A 15,351-nucleotide genomic window follows, 5' to 3' on the forward strand; every position below is an offset into this window, starting at 1 on the left:
CGGAATGCAGTACACCATGACCGTGCGCGACTGAATTTTAGCGGGCTGTCGACATACCTGGAGTCTCCAAGCGCTGGTATGGTTCTGAGTTTTATCTGGGCTCGATCTCAGACGAGCAGACCCACGACACCGGGGCCAGCGTTACAGACCCTCGCAGACTTCGAAAAGACGTGGCAGGTGTCCTCGGCGAGACGTATCGAAACCGATTGTGCACCGATCTAACGTGCCCGACTTGAACTGAGCGTCAGATTGGTAACACTTGCCGCGAAATTCAGCCCGACCGATCTTTCGGTCGATAGCGGTTGGAGGATGATCGTGCGGCGGGATCCACCGATCAGTGCGTTGGCCCCAAAGCCCGGCCCAAATGCGATATTACCGCTGACACCCACATAATTGCCGCGCAGTGTGCCGGGACCGATGCGTGAGTTCCTAGCAAGAACGGCCCACGAAAGGACAGCTCCGCTGGTCACTCCGAGGTCAAGACCGACGCGCCGGATCCTCCCTTCGTAAACGTACTGCCGCCCCGAGTTTCCCGCCCGGAATACGCAACGCAAGTCCTGCGCCGAGCCGAAAACTTGTCCAACGCGCGGTGTACTGGCGCACAAAAGCCTGCCGACCCTAAATCTCTCCGCATGGGCGGGAAGAGCAACGACGCAAATCAAAGCAGACACGCAAATGGTCGCGAGACGCTGACTCATCATCATCTAAATCTCATCGGGGCTTTTGTGTCGGCTGGATGCGGCGCTCGTTTGACCGCTATTGCGAAACCAGAACGTGATGCCGAGGCCGATCAGAAAGACAGCCGCCAGCAGAAATAGGAGAATAGATTGTTTCAGCCAGGATATCATTGGAACCGCTGCGCCCATCGCAAGACCGAGAAAAGCGGTCTGCAGCGACAGAAGGCTCACGCCCGCGAGGAATGTCCCCAACGCAAGCAGCGTAAGGAGAACAAGACTGATTGCTGGTGTCGCCAGAAATTGACTAACGCCCGACAGTAATATGATGTTCATCGCAACTAAGACAGCGATCCAGTGTAGCGCCTGGGTCCAGACGAGTTGCCATCGTGCCTCTCTGCTATGCACCTGTGACCACTTGCTGATCACGCCGGTGACGCCGATCGCGAGTGCCAGAAACTCCCAATAACCGACGAGGGGTTGGCGCGACGCGTTCGTATACGCGACCCCGGCGATAGACAGCACCAGTGCAACGATAAAAGGAAACTGCTCCCTAACAAAGCGGGTCACCGGCGACCGCGCCACCGAAGGGTTCGTTCGATCGTCTCGTGTAGCTTCAATTTCATCCATCGGTGCCTCATTGACGATTCGCGGCTTGCTGGGGGATCATCGCCGATCGCAACGTTCCGCCTGTTTTCGTGTCGTTCATCAATCGGTCAGCCCGCCGAGCCACCTAGAGTGAACCAGCACCCTAGATTACCGAAACCCGTCTTGCCCATCAGGGATTTTCCCTAGAAAGCAGGTCGCCGTTCCCTTAGCGACGACCAAATCTCGTGCTGAGCAATCGCACCACCCTCGCCACAGGCGGGACCTTGAATACAATGCCCTCAGGTTACCGTTCGATCATGCCATTTAGAGCGGCAATCAGTACATTTGGCCGAAATTTTCAGGGTTTTGTGGGATATTCACCCGTGTTGCCACTAATGTAACTGCTGGTTTGCAGTTGATCGCGCTCTTTATTGCCCGACGTTTAGCCGGAAAACGGGAACGACGCCGTGAAGCGCTTCGTCATAGCAGATGATCATGAAGTTGTTCGCTCCGGACTTCGCGCGCTTGTCGAAACGCGAGCCGATTGGATCGTCAGCGCGGAGGCCATCAATGGAGAGCAGGCTGTCGCACTGACATTAGAAACGCGGCCTGACGTCGTCATCGTGGATTATTCAATGCCCTTGATGAATGGGCTGGAAGTGAGCCGCCGCCTCAAGTCAATGGGTGTACAGGCAGCGATCTTGGTCCTCACGATGCACGAGAATGAGGAGTTGTTGACTGAGGCCATTTTGGCCGGCGTTCGTGGCTTTCTCTTCAAGTCAGATGCAGGAAAACATTTGATTTCCGCAATCGAGGCACTGCTGGACGGCAGGCCCTATTTCACCGGCGCTCTAATGGAGAAATTACTTCATCACTACCAGACCAACAAGCAAAACAAGTTGGACGTTGTGCTCACTCCGCGCGAGCAAGGCATAGTTCAACTCATTGCGGAAGGGCATACGAACAGATCCATCAGCGGAATTCTGAAGCTCAGCGTGAAGACCGTAGAAACGCATCGCGCATCGGCCATGCGAAAGCTGGGTATGTCCTCGACAGCCGATCTAGTCCGTTATGCCATCCGCAAAAATCTGGTCGCACCCTGAGGGCGATCTGGATTTTAGATCGGCACCAGACTACGAATCTGGGGGTCAGGAGTTCGAAGCTCTTCGGGCACGCCATTTAAATCAATCACTTATGCGGAATCACCGTTCGAAAGCCAAAAATAAAAACGGTTTTTCAAACGGTTTTGGCAAATAGAGTAATTGCGGAAACCGGCGCGAATAGGCTCGCACAGATGCGTGGTCTTCCCCGGCTTGACCCGAGATCACAAATTCACACCGTTGCAGCCGCGCGTGTCGGTCTAGAGTCCAGATCATCAATATGCGGCGTGTCTTTGAGCTAGATAACCTCGCCGATGGTGTAGGGCACCGCGATCTCAATCCTCGATGCTTTCAGAGTTGTCTGTGCAGGTCAGAAGAAATCTCATCCCGGAGGTCGTTGTGCAATGGACAGAGCCCCCGACTATTCCTGCCTGAGATGAAACGATACGTACTGACTTAAGGGGTGAGCGACGAAAGCCTGACTGAAAGGCGGTTTAATGTGGCGGAGGATGTAGCATCAGGTCGGGACGGGACACCGCAGACGTGGTCTCTTGCCGACTTCTACAGGAACAACGGCGCGGCTTGGGGAGGGGCCGATCTCTTCCTGATCGGTGACCGTGACGTTCTGGACCACACCGCACAACTCCTTGCGGTGTTAAGGTTCATCCACCTGCCAGATGGAAAGCCAGCATTTCGAACAATCGTCATTGTCATCCCCCCATTCGAGAAACCGCCAGCAGAGTTCCTGACGGGACTTAGAGAAATCTTTTCGGATGCGGTACGGCGCACACGCGGGTATCCCGCCAGTCCGGCGGAAGTCGTAGCGGCGTTCTCCAACGTCCTCTGTGAACGTTGCTCGGATATGGACGTCTCGTCACTTGCGGCGCTCGTCCGTGAGATGAGGCCGAAATCCGCAGCGATCATCACGCACGGAGCGCTTTATAGAGCTGCAGGAGTGCAACCGACCGTGCGGAGTCCGCCGGTCCCTGACGACAATTGGGCGCCGCACCTGCATGCGCTGGGCGCCGCACTCGAAACGGCCGCCATCGATGCCGATGGCTACGTCATAGTGAATGGAGGCGCTTTCATTCCTTCGAGGCTTGAGAACTACGACTTGCTCGAGACGTGCAAATGGGGTGTTGCAGGCATCGAGGCCCCCGGACGTTCCGATTTGGCCATCACCGAACAGGCAGCGCGCTGGCATGGGCTGATGAGTGAAGGCCGTCTCGGAACAATTATGGCGGAGATCGACGCGATAGACGGGCTTTCGGCCACCGCACGATCGTTAATGAAGCTGCAGACACTGGCCTCCGCGGGCCTCGTGCTGGAAGTCCGATCGGCTCTTGAAAGGCAACCCGAGTTGACAGCCGATCTCGATCCCGTAGGCCGGCTAAAGGTGGCCATGCTCGCTGAAGTGGTGCCGACGCCAAGGCTACGGATCTGCTCAGGTCAGCCTCTGGTCAGTTGCGTTCGCAGGAAGATCTCGAAGATGCGCTTCACCTTGCCGTCAGGCTGCGCAACGAGCAGTTGACCAATGTTTTCGAGGATAAGTTGGCGTGTATGTTCTCCGGCAGTGCGCAGCTCAGGAGACATCGTCTCTCGAATCTGCTCGGTGCGCAGGACTACTCGGGCGCTGCAAGGCTGTTCCAGGATATCTCGACCCCGGATGGGCGCGCGGACTTCGAATATTTCAACGAACTGGCAAGGACGTTCGGCGGCGGCACCGAACCGGATGTCCCATCAGTCCTTCGCCTTCTCTCCGAACGGTTTCCCGCCCGCTGGAACGAAACCCTCCTAACGGCGGCCCGTTACCTCGAAGCGCACGCTCAGCGAGGCGCTGCCGTAAGGCTGCTCTCGAAGGCTGCAGTCAGCGAAGCGGATTCGGATCGTTGCACGATCGCACTTGCGATCGATATGGTTGAACGCGGCCGCCTGCTGCTTGATGAGCAGGTCGATAACCAACTCGTGCTAAACGTCATCGAGTGGCTGGCGCATGAACTGGCGCGGTTGCCGCACGACAGCGCCATGCGGCATCGCTTGGCGAAGCTTGTGTCGCCTGAAGTCCTCGGTTCAAGCGGGCTCCCGATCGTCGCGGCGGTGGTGTTATCGCTTTTTCGGCGGCCCATTACACCTAGGAGCGTGAAGCCGCTTAGCCAGAGGCCAAAGGCCAGCGGGCCGGACGAACTGTGGCTCCTGATCGAGCGGGGGATGAAGTGGCTCGTCGAGGAGCGGCCGATCGTGATCGGACGTCGTGTCTTTCCCGCTGAGATGATGAACGTGCCTGCGGATGAGGCTTTGGCGGGCTTGCAGCGACTGACCGAGCATATTGGGCGCAACGCGCAGAACGACAGTGTCGTGCAGACGATCGAGGTGTGCGTCGCCATCGCCGCGGCTACCGCTCCGCTCGCGGCAGACCGCAACGGTGACCTTCTCGTATTGCGACTGGCCGCAGGACACCTCACCGTCGCGGGTCGGGCGCAACGGGCTCGCGATCTTGTCGAACAGGGTCTCTCGATAGCAGGCGAAGACGCCGAGCGACAGCGCTTAGCATGGTTTGCATTCGCCGATGTCTACGCGCGTCTCGGCAATCTAGGCGAGGCGTTGATCGGACTAGCCTGTTGTGCTGTGGCGAACCAACAGCCGACTTGGGACCAAGTTTGGTACGAGACGCAGCTTCTGATGCGGATGCTCCGCGACCTCGGGATGCTGCCGCTCACGCGTCCGTTGCTCGCACCCGCCCGTCGTGCGTTGACCGAAATGAAAGCCCCCCAGCAATACGCGTTCCGGGTCGACACGCTTGAATTGCAGATACGTCTCTTTGAGACTGACGCCGCCGAAGAGGTTGATGCGGAAGCCAATACGACACTTGTGAAGGATCTCGAACGGAACGTCCGGCAGGTGCTTCAGGCGCGCGATGAAATAGAGCCCGCGGCCGTACTGCTTGCAAACGGGATCCGGCTGATGGCTGAGCACGGCCTGCCGCATAGAGGATCGGCCGTCTCGGCCCTCGACGAGGCTATGGAACGCGTCTCGAGTTCGTCGCGTGCATGGATCGAGGCGAGCCGCGCGGCGCGGCCCTCGGTTGACCAACTGCTGCCGCTGGTGCGTCGCATGGAGGCTGCACGGCATACGGAGGATGTCGGATATGATGTGAGAAATATAGTGATCACCGCAAAGCGGGTGCTCGGGAGCGACAAGGGGATGAGCGCTGGCGATGCAAATCTATACAACCGAGCTCCTCACTGATCAGGCGATCTCCCTACCGGCCGCCGGCCGCAATTCAAGTTTTCTCGGGGTCAGGCGGGACGCTCCGGCGGCGGCGGCGCAAGCTCTTTCGATGCACAATATATCGGTCGTCACGCTCGCAAGCTCTGAGATCGGCCTCGTCAGGACCATCGCCACGCAGGGAGCTCTCAGCGGTCCCTTCTTGGAACCTGTAACGACGTTTTCCGAAAGACGTCTCGCGGAATGGTCCGAGCATTATCCCTACGGGTACAAGCAGGTAAACCGTACGCCGAATTCAATGGCGATGATGAGCTGTGGACAGCGCTTGATCGCGTGAGTGCAGCTGCGAAGCGCGACAACAGATCTCTCAGCTATCTGCGTGGCTTCAGCTATTTCGAATCTGATCGTCTCCACATGCTTAAGCCGGCCACGATGCGGAATTGGTCCCGCACGGCTGCGCTCAACGACGCCGATGCCATCTTCGAGCACTTAGTAAGGCAAGAGGCATGAGCAGCCAGATATTCAACGGCCGCCTTGATCCACAATTCAATCCCTTCGACGACGACTATTTGGTCGAGATCTTGGAGGCGACAGCCGTTGCCTGGGCGCGGATGAATCAGCCAGGCACAAGTGAAATCGAGGATCGCATCACATTTCGGTTGGCGGGTCGGCTGGCAAATGATCCCTATTTCGCAGAGCTGCCCTATGACATCGTCGCGCAGTGCTGGCTATTAGATTTGGAGGGAGAGCGACTTGGACGTTTGGATCTCCGTTTTAAGCACCGGCATTCGCAGCGTGACTATTTTGCATTCGAATCGAAGCGGCTACACGTAACGTATCCCGGAGGTAGCTTCTCGACGGAGTACCCGGCTTATGCCGGAGAAGATGGTATGATGGCCTTCATCAGCGGACAATACTCTCAAGGATTGTTGGCAGGTGGTATGCTGGGATACGTTATGGACGGCAGGACGGACGGTGCGTGGAGCGGGCTTGAGCAACGCATTGAACTACAACGGACGCCTCTCAAGCTCATTGAGAGCTCAAAGCTTGCACAATCGGTCCTCTCAAGAGCCGTTGCAAGCGCGATGGCAAGCACTCATTTGGGAGAGACCGAGCATAACCTTGATACGCACCACATGCGCCTTTTCCATTTGCTGCTTCCGGTCAATGTCTAGTGACGTGTCCGGGTTCACCGGAGACGCAATTTCCATTTCGATCTCGCAGTAGAGTCTCCGGAGCGATCGATTGCTCCTCACTTCTTCACTTCGATTTCGGTCTGGTAGGCAGCGGAGGACTACGCTGCGAAGCGTGTGAAGAGGCGACTGCTATTTCTCGTTTGACTCTCGAAACTGGTGTTCGGAGATTGTCTGTACCGAAAACCTCAAATCCGGCCATAGTGGTGGTGAAGTCCGCCTAGGATGGCGCGTGAACGAATGACACCGGTGTGCTGCACTGAGCGAGAGACCGGTGCATCCTTGTTCAAAGACCGATGCGTTCTGAAACGGTTGTAATAGTCAGCGTAAGATTTCAGGACCCGACGCAAATGTGCCTCGCCACAGATGATCGCGTGATCGAGACACTCGCGACGGATCGATCCAATCAGCCGTTCGGCATAACCATTCTGCCAGGGTGAGGCCGGTGCAATAGGCTTCCCGGATGCCCATGGCACGCAGCCGGCGTGTGACGACCGCACCGTAGATGCGATCACGGTCCCGGATCATGTAACCCGGAGCACCGTCCCAAGGGAAAGCCTCGGTGATCTGCCGAGCGATCCACTCCGCCGTCGGGTTGGCTGTGACGTTGATCCAGACGAGATCTCTGCGATCAATCCGTACAATCACGAAGCCGTAAGCAGTTTGAAGCCAATGGTCGGGACCACGAACAAATCCATGGCGGCAATATCCGGAGCGTGGTTTCGCAAGAAGGTCTTCCACCCCTAACTGGGCGGTCCACGTCGTTTCACCATGTACCTGGCGACGGTTGATTGGGCGACGCTAAATCCAAGCTTGAGCAGTTCGCCGTGGATGCGCGGCGCACCCCAAAGCAAATTCTCCATGCTCATCTGCCGGATCAGCGCGCGCAGGTCCGCTTCGATTTGCGGGCGACCACCCCGCCGCCGCGATTTCCACCGCCAGTAGCAGCGAAAGCCCGCCCGATGCCAACGCACGAGGGTTTCAGGTTGGACAATCGTGATAACCGTCAGGATTGATGGAAACCAGCGATACAGCTGGACGAAGAACCAGCGATCGTGGTTTGTGAGCCGGCCGCGGCCACGCAGCTTCCGCCGCAATACAATCACCTGATGTCGGAGCGCGGCATTCTTTGCCTCAAGCCGCAACTTCGACTTGAATGGCGAGGCCAGGACGGCCAGAACGAAACAGAGCAGTCCGATCATTCCACCAGCTTAGGCGATTCCATCACGTCATCAACTCGGATGAGGTTTTCGGCACACACAAGGGGCTCGTTCTAACGTATTCGATCATCAAAGATCGTCGAAATCGGATTAAAGGTGTCAGGCATTAATCCGATAATCGAAGTCGAGAAGCCGACCTTTTAATCGCAGCGCGACTTGGAGATGACCCTGAAATGGCGCCAGAAATAGAGAACCCCGCGCGGATCATGGAGGATCTGATCCATTGACCAGCACAGCTATTGCTCTGATCGGATTCATCGCGTGGACGCTAGCTCTGCTGGTTCTGATGGAGATCATCCGGACTTACCTGGTTTTGGCAGGGAAGGTCCCGGCAAACGGATTCCATCCCGACAAATCTCTCGCCCTTTATGCAGCGCCTTGCCCGCGCGCACGCCAACTGCATCGAAGGCCTGCCAGTATTCGGAGGCTTGCTGGGCTTTGCAATCCTCCTCGAGAAGACGGTCGTCACCGACAGCCTAGCGCTATGGTTCTTGGCTGCGCGCATTACGCAATCAATCATTCATCTGGTTTCGACGAGCACCGCGGCGGTGAGCGCTCGTTTCGCAGCCTTCGCCATGCAAATGATGATCGGCGTTTATTGGGTAATTGCGCTGATATAGAAACCCCGCCGGAGCGGGGTTTCTATAAATTGACTGAAGACGATGGCGGGTGCCAGTCCGTCCTCCAACGGTCCGCGCGCCGGCCGCCTCAGTTACCATCGAGACGGCCTTGAGAGCATGCGCTGCTTTCCATCAATCCGAACTATCGAAGAACCGATGCTTGCGCCCGTAAGGGGGCAATAAGACGGACGGGAAATCGGCCGCGTAGCGCTTTTCCCTCTCAATTTGCTCGGGCTCGTGCGATGACGACATCAAAGGGCTATCGATCGCCTTGCGATAGAGGTGCCACGTCGCATGACCGAGCACCGGCATCACGATCGTGAGGCCGAGGAAGAACGGGATTGATCCGAGCATCAGCAGGAAGGCAACGATCAAACCCCATTCCAAGGCTGCGCTTGGATTCTTCGCGACCACGCGCATCGACGTCTGAATGGCATCGCTCATGTCGGCGTGCTGGTGAAGCATCAGCGGGAACGACACAATGCTGATGCACAAGGCAACGGCTGCGAACAGGAACCCGACGTGGTGAAGACCTGCGTGAAGAAATCGGGAATTGCCGATGCCGGTGTGTTGCCGAAGGCGGACACATACATCGCGTGCGCCGTTACCGCCCAGGCGACGAAAATGGCAAGCAGCAGCCCGCCCAGTCCGAGCATCGATCCGAACGACGGTGCTCGCAACACGCGGAACGCGTGCCAGGCGGACGCATCCATGCCGAGTTCGCGCCGATAGCTTAGTTCATAGAGTCCGAGCGCCGCAAACGGCCCGATCAGGGCAAAGCCGGCGGCGAGCGGAAACAGCAGCGGCAAGACCGAGTAGCCGAGCACCATCCTCGCGATCAGAATTCCGATCACGGGATAGATTGCGCAAAGGACAAGGGCGTGGCTGGGTACCACCTTGAAGTCTTCCCAACCTAGCCGCAACGCATCGAGAAGGTCAGAGAAACCGATGTGACGGATCACTGGTCCGTCTGCGGCGACAGTTTCTGAGGGCGGGGGTGACGTGCCTTCGAGAGGATAATAGGCGGCCATGTTCGTTGTCTCCCTTTCGCGGGGCCAATCCTCACGCCACCAGAAGACGCAAGTTTTGCCCTCCGGAAACGATCACAAGCAAACCCCCGCGAGAGCAAGGAAGGCTTGCCGCGACCTATTGGTTATTCCAATTCCTATCCCTGAATTTGGTTGCCCGCGATTCAGTGATTTTTTATGCCGCACGCTGCTAAGGCTGCATTCACCGGAACGCGCCTTCGCTCAATGCGTTATCGGTTCGGAAGGGCGTGCAGCCCACTCATCCGGGATGGGCTGTGATCTCCGACCAAAGACCCGCCGGTCGGCCGGTTTTTTTTGGATAGCCTACGCTTGGATTAAATTAGTCCCGCCAACCCGTCGGTGCCTCAGACCAGCGCCGCCGGGCGCTCCGCGGGCTGCACGGATCTCGGGCGCACCGATGCCAGGCGACGCAAGGTGCAGCAGCGCGTTCCAAGACGCCCGCGAATAGATTTCAGGCCGCGCGCCATACACTCGCGCGACCTTCATGACCTCGCAAGCGTGCTGGCCATAAGTGACGGCCTGGAACTTGATCTCATCCTCGGCTGCCAGGACTGGCACGGCGTCACCACGAAAATACGAACCAGTCATCGCGATGATGTGGGCTTTGTCGCGCGCCATGAAAGCGCCGAGCTGCGTGCCAAGGTGCGGTAACAGGGACCAAGGAGTGGTGTCAGCTTCCACGCGTTGAGAGACCCCGTCGCTAACCCCGATATCGATCCTGTCATGATGGTGCATCTTCTCTGGCGCGACGAAGTCATAGAACTCCTACGGCAAGCCGGATATGTGCCAAAGGACCTCCGACGGCCGAGAAGGCAGCTTTACGAGATACTTTGCGAGGCTGTGACGCTTTGCGAGATCACCGCTTCCATCCGTGCTTTCATGGTGTGACGCCAGACATGGAGAGGTCATCCAGCACATGCGTGATGTGGTGGTTGATCGTAACGAACTTCCACCAGGGTTGATTGCTAGGCTTCGCCGTCCTCGCCGCACATTTGGCGATGTAGTCATCGCCGCTTGAGAAACCCGCTCCGCTAAACTTGCCGGAGGCCACGATCGAAGCACAGTGGTCGTGCATCTGCCCTGGATTGTCTCGGAACGCCCCGCCTTTACGGACCTCCCATGCCGTCGATGTAGTATATACGGTTCTTCAGAGTCTGGGTGTCAGCGCTCGATCTTTCCCTGGTGTGTGTATTGCAGCGTTGAGGGCATCGCCGAGCATCAGCGACGCGAGGATGGCTGTCACTCACCGGCAACAACTGCTATTCATGTGCAGCAGGAGAATCATCTATGACTGCACGAGTGCTGTCCATCACTGCCATTGCCCTTTGGTCTGTTACCATTGCCGTCACTGCATTCTTCTTCGTTCGCGGTCAGACGCAACTGGCGTCCGACGGGCGCACGACTGTTCTGCTGGGATCAGATGAGCGCAATCTCGTTCTCACCGAAATGCGCGGTATGCTTGAGACCGTGCAGATTGTCGTTGACGGTGTGAACGAAGGCGACATGAAGCGGGTTGCGCAGGCGGCGCGCGCGAGCGGTATGGCAGCGGCCGCCGACGTCAATCCGGCACTGATGGCCAAGTTGCCGCTCGAGTTCAAACAGCTTGGGCTCAGCGTCCATAAGCGCTTCGATGAGATTGCTACCGCAGCCGATTCGGGTGCCAGCCGCGAGCAGTTGCTCGCGACACTCAGCACGCAGCTGTCGGCTTGCGTTGCCTGCCATGCGAGCTATCGTTTCGACGCGGTGACGCCGGCGGCGAAGTGAGTGAGGACAAAGAAATAAGCCTGAGGGTTGCTGCACGGTATGCGGCGCGCCAGTGATCCACTCCGACCTGTCTCTGTCGGAAACCTAATCCGGCTGGACAACTGAGGTCGGATCGCGCAATGCTTCGGTCTTATGAGAGAAGCTTGCAGCCTGGTCTGGTTGGCGCTGGTCGGATTGTTCCGGTCGAGGGCCTCGCTGGAAGCCGAAATACTGATCCTTCGTCATCAGCTTAACATCCAGCGACGTCAATCACCGAAGCGGCTGAATTTCAGTACTTTGGATCGGTTGATATTTGCTGGGCTGTATCGTCTGGCGCCAAGTGTTCGAGGGGCTCTGGCGATTTTGAAGCCTGAGACGGTGATCCGTTGGCATCGTGCCGGTTTCAGATCATATAGGCGCTGGAAATCGAGGCATCGCGGCGGCCGGCCGACGGTGCTGATCTGCGAGATGAGTATCGCCAATCCACTCTGGGGAGCGCCACGAATTCATGGCGAGCTTCTCAAGCTCGGCATCGACATCGGACAGACCAGCGTGGCCAAGGATATGGCCAGGCGGAGAGGCCCGCCATCCAGGGTTGGAAGGCGTTCCTCCGCAATCATGCCGACGGCACCGCGGCGATGGACTACTATAATGAGACGCGCACGCACCAATCGTTGGACAAGGATGCGCCCGTATCGCGCACGGTTCAGAGAGCAGGGCGTGTTCTTCGCCTTCCAATCCTGGGTGGCCTGCATCACCAATATATTCGGATTTGATTTGCGACAGGCACACGCGGGAGAAGGTCATCGACGGCGCTGCTAGGCGTTTTCTTCAATTTTTAGGTATTGAAACCATCAGCTATCAACTCTTTCGGTCCATCGTAGAAGTGAGTAACAACCGGGGATCGGATGTTTGTCCTGTTGAGTGTCGCGGCTATTTTGGCCGGGGTTGTACTGGCGTGGGCCGCGGATAGGCACCCCATCCATTCGAAAACATTGGAGACCTGCGCGGGCATATCGCTTTTTGCGGGATTCGGTCTGCTGGGAGCTTCGCTATGGTGGATGGTCGCGTGATCGAACGAGGCAGATTTTTCGCGATGGATTTATTGAGGGGGTCCTGATAGCCGCGCACTAGGCGAGTCGGCGGTCAGTGTTTGCAGAAATTCAATTAGCGCCTTCTTATCGGTTTCCGTCAGCGAGAGTGGTTCAATGGAAGGCGAACGGCTAGGTCGATCGATGCCGCCTCTATTGTACAACTCGATCACAGCTTCCAAAGTCGGAATCGAGCCATCGTGCATGTAGGGTGCACGCTTCGCGACGTTGCGTAACGTCGGAGTCTTGAAGGCGTAGCGCAGCATCTCTGATTTCGGAAAAATTCGTCCCCTTCCAATATCGGCGCCAGTCGCAGTACCAATGTCCTGAAAGGATCCATCGGTGAACGATGGGCCGCTGTGGCAGTGCGAGCAGTGGGCCTTGCCGTTGAACAGCGCGAACCCGCGCTTGGCTTCGGCAGAAATGGCCGTCTCGTCGCCCGCAATCCAGCGATCGAACGGTGCTTCACCGGCGACGATGGTGCGTTGGTAGATTCCCAACGCCTTCTCAATTCTGGTTCGTGTGATAGCGCCTTTCCCGAAGGCGGCGTTAAAGGCGGCAACATATTTCGGCGCGTGGCGCAGACGTCGTACCAGTTCACGTTCTGTGATGTTCATGATCTGCGGACTCACCAATGGCTTGAAGGCCACCGACTCGAGATCCGGAAATTTTCCATCCCAGCCAAGAATATCAACGAACGCGATGTCAATTAATGTGGGCGTACGAATCTTAAGTCCCGCCGGGTCTTCGCCGACCGCCTGCTGCAAGCCGTCTGCCCATGATTTCGACGGGTCATGACATGACGCACAGGAGATCTTGCGCGATCCTGAAAGGATGGGATCGAAGAACAGCATCTTGCCAAGATCAGCCTTGGCGGGAGTGTAGGGATTACTGTCCGGAAATGGGATCTTTGCCGGGCGTTGATAGTCGGACTTGACCTTATCAGAGATCGTTTCTTCGGCCGCTAAATAATTAGGCGGAAGATAGGAAACCATTAGCACTGCGAAAAGAAACCCAGTCAATCGCGCCATTGCTGCCCTGTGACTACGACTACAATGTTGGGTCCGCTTTCGGTCAATCAACCTGTACTAACCACTGATTGAATTGCCCTGTTCATGTTGTCATCCAAAAACGCGCGACGCTTTCATTATTTTTGCGTCGCTCGCGCCGCTGAGGATTGAAGCGAGCGGTCGGGCAGAGCTTTCCTCTCGGACTAAGACGATAACGCCGACTGGTTCCGCATCAACGTTCGGCAGCCGATGCGCCCCCGTTGATTGTCTTCCAATCCTCAATTTTTCGTATATTAATATATTGAAAGCACGTTCTAGTTGATCCGGTATCGGCAAGATCGGCCTTTTTACGAGGGAGCATCCCCATCCTGAGAAGCTCTTCTCTTGTCCTCGCCCGGTGTCTCCTCGCCTTGCTGTTCGCCGTGACGAGCACTGCCAATGCCAGCGCCCATGTGAAATGGTTCTGCGCTTACGATGTCGCGGGCCAACCACTGGAACTCTCCAACGTGCTGACCCAAGACTTCGGATTTCTGATCCTCGTAGCCGCGGTCGGACTTCTTGCCGGTTGCTTTCTCGAGAAGACGCCTCTCGGCGAAGCAATGTTACGGTCAATGGATCGCGTCACCATTGGAATACGCCTCCATACTGAGGAAATGGTGCGTGCGTTCTGCTTCTTTTTCTTCATCGGTGTTTGGACGCTGGGTGGCATCCTGTTAACGCCGGAATTGACCAGCAAATCGGCCCTCCTCCCTCCCCTGCAGTTCACAATCGCGATTTGCCTATTGTGGAGGCGGACTTTGCCGATCTCCGCGCTCGGCATCGTCATTTTGTTCGGCATGGCGATACACGACTACGGAATGTTCCATTTGGCGGACTACCCAATCTTTCTGGGCATCGCAGCGTATCTTGCTTTGAGGGGGCTTCAGAAGAAATTCTTCGGGATCGAGCCGATTGATATCATGCGTTATGCGACGGCGGTGACTCTGATGTGGGCGTCCGTCGAAAAATGGGCCTATCCTCAGTGGAGTTACCCGATCTTCATCACGCACCCGAGCATTACTTTCGGGTTTGATCCCGAGTTCTATATGCGTGCTGCTGGCGCCGTTGAGTTCGTACTCGCATTTGCGTTGCTCTGGACGCCACTGGTCCGGCGCTGCGCAGCGGCAATTCTAGCGGGTATGTTCATCGCTGCTTGCTTGGAATTTGGAAAGATAGACACCATCGGGCATTCGGGCATCATTGCGGTGCTGTTTGCAGTGCTTGCCGATGACCGCCGAGTAGAGAACGACCGGCGTGTTCCACTCGCCGCTCCGGCCGGGTTCTGCGCTGCACTTGCCGCAACGCTGTTTGTCTACTACGTCGGCCACGCAACGCTGTTCAATACGACGGTTTTGTAACCCGGGCGGCCAGCAAACAAACTCAGTTCACCTTCACCATCAGCTTCATTTTTGGATGGATCCCGCACCGCACCGTAAAGCTGCCCGCGACCGGAAAGACGACGGTGAACGAACTACCCGGCTTCTGATCGTTCGAATCGAACGAGAACGTTGGGGAGGTGAGATAGGCGTGGTGAAGAAGATCGCCATCGTCGTTGACAAAGCGCAAAGCCTCGCCGCGGCTAATGGCAATATGGCCTGGCTGAAATTCACGATTTTTCTGTGAAATTTGATAAGGGCCGGCAGCTAATACTCCGCCGGCGAGCAAACCACCTAACACTGCTAACAAAACATGCGTATCACTCCGTCTTAGAAGGATCGAAATCCATCTGAGCACATGCATTCCGTTACTCCGTCAGACCTTCATGCGCGAACTGAAAATCCAACCAATTCGATGCACTA

Annotated in this window: 16 protein-coding genes and 2 pseudogenes; 8 read left to right on the forward strand and 10 right to left on the reverse strand. The window is 57.0% G+C overall.

The features are described 5' to 3' along the window. Positions 1–218: 218 nt before the first annotated feature. Both ACZ5IL_RS09015 and ACZ5IL_RS09020 read right to left on the reverse strand, forming a co-directional pair. Positions 219–704 (reverse strand): DUF992 domain-containing protein, encoded by a 486-nt coding sequence (locus ACZ5IL_RS09015; protein WP_464596402.1) that lies wholly within the window; start codon positions 702–704, stop codon positions 219–221. Continuing rightward, positions 705–1,304, reverse strand: a complete 600-nt coding sequence (locus ACZ5IL_RS09020) for a hypothetical protein (protein ID WP_464596403.1) — start codon at positions 1,302–1,304, stop codon at positions 705–707. It lies immediately after the preceding gene. A 425-nt stretch (positions 1,305–1,729) separates the two neighbouring features. Between ACZ5IL_RS09020 and ACZ5IL_RS09025 the strand changes: the two genes are divergently transcribed. The 5 genes from ACZ5IL_RS09025 to ACZ5IL_RS09045 all read left to right on the forward strand — a co-directional run bounded on the left by ACZ5IL_RS09025 (position 1,730) and on the right by ACZ5IL_RS09045 (position 6,762). Then, positions 1,730–2,365, forward strand: coding sequence for a response regulator (locus tag ACZ5IL_RS09025; RefSeq protein ID WP_464596404.1), 636 nt, complete (start codon positions 1,730–1,732; stop codon positions 2,363–2,365). Between the two features lie 496 nt (positions 2,366–2,861). Beyond that, the gene (locus tag ACZ5IL_RS09030; RefSeq protein ID WP_464596405.1) at positions 2,862–3,893 is read left to right on the forward strand and encodes a hypothetical protein; all 1,032 of its coding nucleotides are present in this window, start codon (positions 2,862–2,864) and stop codon (positions 3,891–3,893) included. Beyond that, complete coding sequence (locus ACZ5IL_RS09035; RefSeq protein ID WP_464596406.1) at positions 3,827–5,608, forward strand: hypothetical protein; 1,782 nt, start codon at positions 3,827–3,829, stop codon at positions 5,606–5,608. Before ACZ5IL_RS09030 ends, ACZ5IL_RS09035 begins: the two co-directional genes overlap by 67 nt. Continuing rightward, positions 5,577–5,924, forward strand: a complete 348-nt coding sequence (locus tag ACZ5IL_RS09040) for a hypothetical protein (RefSeq protein ID WP_464596407.1) — start codon at positions 5,577–5,579, stop codon at positions 5,922–5,924. Before ACZ5IL_RS09035 ends, ACZ5IL_RS09040 begins: the two co-directional genes overlap by 32 nt. Positions 5,925–6,093: 169 nt before the next feature. Beyond that, on the forward strand, positions 6,094–6,762 hold the full coding sequence (locus ACZ5IL_RS09045; RefSeq protein ID WP_464596408.1) for a hypothetical protein: 669 nt from the start codon (positions 6,094–6,096) through the stop codon (positions 6,760–6,762). Between the two features lie 206 nt (positions 6,763–6,968). On the opposite strand, the gene ACZ5IL_RS09050 is transcribed toward ACZ5IL_RS09045, so the two are convergent. From ACZ5IL_RS09050 to ACZ5IL_RS09060, 3 genes are all read right to left on the reverse strand, one after another. Further along, on the reverse strand, positions 6,969–7,190 hold the full coding sequence (locus ACZ5IL_RS09050) for an integrase core domain-containing protein (protein WP_464596874.1): 222 nt from the start codon (positions 7,188–7,190) through the stop codon (positions 6,969–6,971). Then, positions 7,102–7,428, reverse strand: a complete 327-nt coding sequence (locus tag ACZ5IL_RS09055; protein WP_464596998.1) for a hypothetical protein — start codon at positions 7,426–7,428, stop codon at positions 7,102–7,104. Before ACZ5IL_RS09055 ends, ACZ5IL_RS09050 begins: the two co-directional genes overlap by 89 nt. A 95-nt stretch (positions 7,429–7,523) precedes the next feature. Further along, positions 7,524–7,982, reverse strand: a complete 459-nt coding sequence (locus ACZ5IL_RS09060) for a hypothetical protein (protein WP_464596409.1) — start codon at positions 7,980–7,982, stop codon at positions 7,524–7,526. A 386-nt stretch (positions 7,983–8,368) separates the two neighbouring features. Between ACZ5IL_RS09060 and ACZ5IL_RS09065 the strand changes: the two genes are divergently transcribed. Continuing rightward, entirely contained in the window at positions 8,369–8,620 is a 252-nt protein-coding gene (locus tag ACZ5IL_RS09065) for an MAPEG family protein (protein WP_464596410.1), read from the forward strand. 132 nt (positions 8,621–8,752) lie between these two features. Here the strand turns inward: ACZ5IL_RS09065 and ACZ5IL_RS09070 are convergent. The 3 genes and pseudogenes from ACZ5IL_RS09070 to ACZ5IL_RS09080 form a co-directional block, all read right to left on the reverse strand. Further along, a pseudogene (locus ACZ5IL_RS09070) lies at positions 8,753–9,651 on the reverse strand (DUF2189 domain-containing protein). A 321-nt stretch (positions 9,652–9,972) separates the two neighbouring features. After that, complete coding sequence (locus tag ACZ5IL_RS09075; protein ID WP_464596999.1) at positions 9,973–10,404, reverse strand: hypothetical protein; 432 nt, start codon at positions 10,402–10,404, stop codon at positions 9,973–9,975. A gap of 142 nt (positions 10,405–10,546) precedes the next feature. Then, positions 10,547–10,750, reverse strand: a pseudogene (locus ACZ5IL_RS09080) (beta family protein); the annotation flags it as partial. 206 nt (positions 10,751–10,956) lie between these two features. Here ACZ5IL_RS09080 and ACZ5IL_RS09085 point away from each other — a divergent pair. Further along, complete coding sequence (locus tag ACZ5IL_RS09085; protein WP_464596411.1) at positions 10,957–11,433, forward strand: hypothetical protein; 477 nt, start codon at positions 10,957–10,959, stop codon at positions 11,431–11,433. Positions 11,434–12,514: 1,081 nt separating this feature from the next. Here the strand turns inward: ACZ5IL_RS09085 and ACZ5IL_RS09090 are convergent. Next, on the reverse strand, positions 12,515–13,585 hold the full coding sequence (locus tag ACZ5IL_RS09090; protein WP_464596412.1) for a cytochrome-c peroxidase: 1,071 nt from the start codon (positions 13,583–13,585) through the stop codon (positions 12,515–12,517). Positions 13,586–13,926: 341 nt separating this feature from the next. On the opposite strand from ACZ5IL_RS09090, the gene ACZ5IL_RS09095 reads away from it, so the two are divergent. Continuing rightward, on the forward strand, positions 13,927–14,910 hold the full coding sequence (locus ACZ5IL_RS09095; protein WP_464596875.1) for a hypothetical protein: 984 nt from the start codon (positions 13,927–13,929) through the stop codon (positions 14,908–14,910). A 22-nt stretch (positions 14,911–14,932) separates the two neighbouring features. Here the strand turns inward: ACZ5IL_RS09095 and ACZ5IL_RS09100 are convergent, their stop codons facing one another. Then, positions 14,933–15,292: a cupredoxin domain-containing protein gene (locus ACZ5IL_RS09100; protein ID WP_464594489.1), complete on the reverse strand. Its 360-nt coding sequence runs from the start codon at positions 15,290–15,292 to the stop codon at positions 14,933–14,935. Between the last annotated feature and the right edge of the window lie 59 nt (positions 15,293–15,351).

It is taken from the genome of Nitrobacter sp. CN101 (assembly GCF_055390255.1).

Bases quoted from the DNA above. Each gene is read 5' to 3' on its own strand.
- ACZ5IL_RS09020 (WP_464596403.1), bottom strand. From the start codon at position 1,304: ATGGATGAAATTGAAGCTACACGAGACGATCGAACGAACCCTTCGGTG.
- ACZ5IL_RS09075 (WP_464596999.1), bottom strand. From the start codon at position 10,404: ATGCACCATCATGACAGGATCGATATCGGGGTTAGCGACGGGGTCTCT.
- ACZ5IL_RS09060 (WP_464596409.1), bottom strand. From the start codon at position 7,982: ATGATCGGACTGCTCTGTTTCGTTCTGGCCGTCCTGGCCTCGCCATTC.
- ACZ5IL_RS09065 (WP_464596410.1), top strand. From the start codon at position 8,369: ATGCAGCGCCTTGCCCGCGCGCACGCCAACTGCATCGAAGGCCTGCCA.
- ACZ5IL_RS09045 (WP_464596408.1), top strand. From the start codon at position 6,094: ATGAGCAGCCAGATATTCAACGGCCGCCTTGATCCACAATTCAATCCC.
- ACZ5IL_RS09100 (WP_464594489.1), bottom strand. From the start codon at position 15,292: ATGCATGTGCTCAGATGGATTTCGATCCTTCTAAGACGGAGTGATACG.
- ACZ5IL_RS09085 (WP_464596411.1), top strand. From the start codon at position 10,957: ATGACTGCACGAGTGCTGTCCATCACTGCCATTGCCCTTTGGTCTGTT.
- ACZ5IL_RS09015 (WP_464596402.1), bottom strand. From the start codon at position 704: ATGATGATGAGTCAGCGTCTCGCGACCATTTGCGTGTCTGCTTTGATT.
- ACZ5IL_RS09040 (WP_464596407.1), top strand. From the start codon at position 5,577: ATGCAAATCTATACAACCGAGCTCCTCACTGATCAGGCGATCTCCCTA.